We start from the raw sequence: 3543 nt of genomic DNA on the forward strand, positions 1-3543 counted from the left end.
CCCTTTGCCCGCAGTACCGCAGAGGGCGGCCGACCCCGCCACCACCGGCGGGTTTCCCTTTGTCAACGGCTGGTTGCGTTTTTTTCAGCATACCATACCGCCGGGGATCTTGAAAAGCCTAAAAGGCAGATTTTACGGGATGGAACAGGATAAAATACACAAAGGCACTGCTTTAAAAAGTGTGTGTTTTGTGCGGCTTGACAAAGCAGCCGCCTCCGCATACAATAAAGAAGTCTACTTTCCATATCAGAAAAGGAGTGTATCGCCATGCAACGTACAGCCGGTATCCTCATGCCGATTTTTTCCCTGCCGGGCCCCTATGGTATCGGCACCCTGGGCAGTGAGGCCCGGGCGTTTGCGGACTTTCTGCAGGCTGCCGGGCAGACCTGGTGGCAGATCTTGCCGGTGGGCCCCACCGGCGCGGGGGACTCCCCCTACACCAGCGTCTCCACCTTTGCGGGCAACCCGCTGCTGATCGACCTGGAGGCTCTGGTGGAGGAGGGACTGCTGACGCAGGCGGAGCTGGAGACGGCCCGGATGCCGGAGGGACAGCCGGTGGAGTACGCCGCTGTGTACGAGAGCCGCAGCCGCCTGCTGCGCAAGGCCTTTTCCCGCCTCAGCGGGGAGCGGGCCCAGGCGGCCCGAGACTTTACAGAGCGGAATCCCTGGGTGAAAGAATACGCTTTGTATCAGGCAGCCAAGAGCCATTTCCAGGATGCGCCCTGGTATCTCTGGCCGGACGAGGCCCTGCGGCGCCACGAGGCGGCGGCACTGGAGCACTGGCGGGCGGTGCTGGCGGAGGACGTGGCGTTCCACACCGCCGTGCAGTACTGGTTCTTCACCCAGTGGACGGCCTTCAAGGACTACACCAATGCCCGGGGCGTGAAGCTGATCGGCGACCTGCCCATCTATGTCTCCCTGGACAGTGCCGACGTCTGGAGCGAGCGGGAGCAATTTCTGCTGGACGGGGCGGGGATGCCCGCCAAGGTGGCGGGGGTGCCGCCGGACTACTTCTCCGCCGACGGCCAGCTCTGGGGCAATCCTCTCTATAACTGGAGCGCCATGAAAGCGGACGGTTTCGGCTGGTGGATCAGAAGGGTGGAGGGAGCCGCCACCCGGGTGGACGCCCTGCGGCTGGACCACTTCCGGGCCTTTGAGAGCTACTGGGCGGTGCCCGCCGGGGCAAAGACCGCCAAGGAGGGCGCCTGGGAGAAGGGGCCCGGCATGGACCTTCTGCGGGTGCTGACGGGCTGGTTCCCCCAGATCACCTATATCGCCGAGGACCTGGGTATCCTCACCGACGCGGTCCACCAGCTGCGGGAGGAGTCGGGCCTGCCGGGGATGAAGGTGCTGGAGTTCGCCTTCTCCGGCCCGGACAACGCGTATCTGCCCCACCACTACGCCCCCCACTGCATCTGCTACACCGGCACCCATGACAACGATACGGTGCTGGGCTGGTACGACCACGCCACGGAACAGGAGCGGGCCTTTGCCGCCGTCTATCTGGGGGCGAAGGACCGGGAGAGCGCCCGGAAGGCACTGCTGCGGCTGGGCCAGGGGAGCGTTGCGGAGCTGTTCGTGGCCCAGATGCAGGACTATCTGGCCCTGGGCAGCGAGGGCCGGGTCAACGTCCCCGGCGTGGCGGAGGGCAACTGGCGCTGGCGCATGGCCCCCGGAGCCGCTACAAAGGAGCTGGCGACGGAGGTCCGGGCGCTGACGGCGGCGTTCGGCCGCTGCTGAGGCTTGACGGCCGGGCCGCAGCGTGCTATGATTTCCCCGTCCCCGGGAAGTGCGTTCTGACCGGCGGACCCGATCATACACCGCCGTTCTAAGAGTCATCCACTGCCGTTCTAAGAGGCGAGGACACGCTCCCAGCCGGAAGACGGGAACCAGCGGCACCACCGGCGGCCGAAGTATGCCGGAATCTGCTGACGGTCATCCCCTTCGCCTGGCGGCGGAGGGGATGTTTTTTGGGAGAGGAAGGATGCGTATGGAGACCCGGGTGGCGCTGCTTGCCATCATCGTGAAAAACCCGGACGCTGTGGGGGCACTCAACGAGCTGCTCCACCGGTATGGGCGGCACATCATCGGCCGCATGGGGGTGCCCTATCCCCAGCGGGAGGTGAACATCATCAGCATCGCCATGGACGCCCCGGCGGACACCATCTCCGCCCTCTCCGGCAAGATTGGGCGGCTTCCCGGCGTCACCGCCAAGACGGTGTATGCCCCGGAGGAGGCCCTGGGCGGAAGATCCGCCCCCCGCGGCGGGGAAGACGCGCCGCGGACCATGTGAGAAAGAAAGGCAGGAAACAACCCATGAAGATCGTAAAGAAGAGTCTGACGCTGTTGCTGGCCCTGGCGATGACGCTGTCGCTGGCTTCCTGCGGCAAAGAGACCGAGAAAGAGCCTACCGTGGAAGAGACCCCCATCACCACCCGGGTGGCGGCACTGAAGGGCCCCACCGCCATGGGCATGGTGAAGCTCATGAGCGACAATGAAGCTGCCTCCGAAGAGGGCAGCGAAGCGGACGCTGCCCAGGACGGATATGAATTTACCCTGGCTGCCTCCGCGGACGAGGTGACCCCCTCTTTGATGAAGGGTGACCTGGACATCGCCTGCGTCCCGGCGAACCTGGCCTCTGTGCTCTACAACAAGACCGGCGGCGACATCGTGACGCTGGCCATCAACACCCTGGGCGTTCTGTATGTGGTGGAAAACGGCAACGCCGTGCAGTCCATGGCGGACCTCACCGGCAAGACCATCGTGGCCTCCGGCAAGGGCTCCACGCCGGAGTACGCCCTGCGGTATCTGCTGACGGAAAACGGCCTGAATCCGGACGCCGACGTGGTGGTGGACTGGAAGAGCGAGCACAGTGAGTGCGTGGCGGCCCTGGCCTCCGGCGCGGCCACCATTGCCCTGCTGCCCCAGCCCTTCGTCACCGTGGCCCAGAGCAAGATGCCGGACCTGCGGGTGGCACTGGACCTGACGGAGGAGTGGGACAAGCTGGACAATGGCTCCGCCCTGCTCACCGGCGTGGTGGTGGCCCGGAAGGACTTCGTGGAGGAGCACCCCGCGGCGGTGGAGACATTCCTGAAGGACTACGGTGATTCCGTCAGCTGGGTCAACGACAATACCGCCGACGCGGCGGAGCTGATTGCCGGTTACGGCATCGTGGACAGCGCCGCCGTGGCGGAGAAGGCCCTGCCTTACTGCAACATCGTGTGCATCACCGGCGCGGAGATGAAGGAGAAGCTCTCCGGCTATCTGCAGGTGCTCTTTGACGCGGACCCCACCTCCGTGGGTGCGGACCCGGCGGACGAGTCCACCGGATTGCCCGGCGACGACTTCTACTACGGCGCGTAACATGAAGCGCCGTTCCCTCCGCCCCTGGGCGGTGCTGTTCTGGCTGCTGGCATGGCAGGGGGCCGCCATGGCCCTGGCGGCGGCGTTTCCCCACGGGGAGCTGCTGCTGGCCTCGCCGGTCAGCGTCCTGGCCCGGCTGGTGTCGCTGGCGGGGACAGGGGCCTTTTGGGCGGCGGTGGG

At 65.6% G+C, this 3543-nt stretch carries 3 protein-coding genes; all 3 read left to right on the forward strand.

The genetic code is table 11. The annotated features are described in order from the left end of the window. Positions 1-267 precede the first annotated feature (267 nt). The 3 genes from malQ (at position 268) to QZL67_RS07125 (ending at position 3363) form a co-directional block, all read left to right on the forward strand. Complete coding sequence (gene malQ, locus QZL67_RS07115) at positions 268-1740, forward strand: 4-alpha-glucanotransferase (protein ID WP_022290047.1); 1473 nt, start codon at positions 268-270, stop codon at positions 1738-1740. Positions 1741-1990: 250 nt separating this feature from the next. Continuing rightward, a complete protein-coding gene (locus QZL67_RS07120) occupies positions 1991-2293 on the forward strand; it encodes a TM1266 family iron-only hydrogenase system putative regulator (protein ID WP_022290048.1) in 303 nt (100 codons plus the stop codon). A 23-nt stretch (positions 2294-2316) separates the two neighbouring features. Then, positions 2317-3363, forward strand: a complete 1047-nt coding sequence (locus QZL67_RS07125; RefSeq protein WP_022290049.1) for an ABC transporter substrate-binding protein — start codon at positions 2317-2319, stop codon at positions 3361-3363. Positions 3364-3543: the final 180 nt, after the last annotated feature.

The sequence above is a fragment of the Oscillibacter sp. CAG:155 genome (assembly GCA_000436875.1).
Classification (GTDB): domain Bacteria; phylum Bacillota; class Clostridia; order Oscillospirales; family Oscillospiraceae; genus Oscillibacter.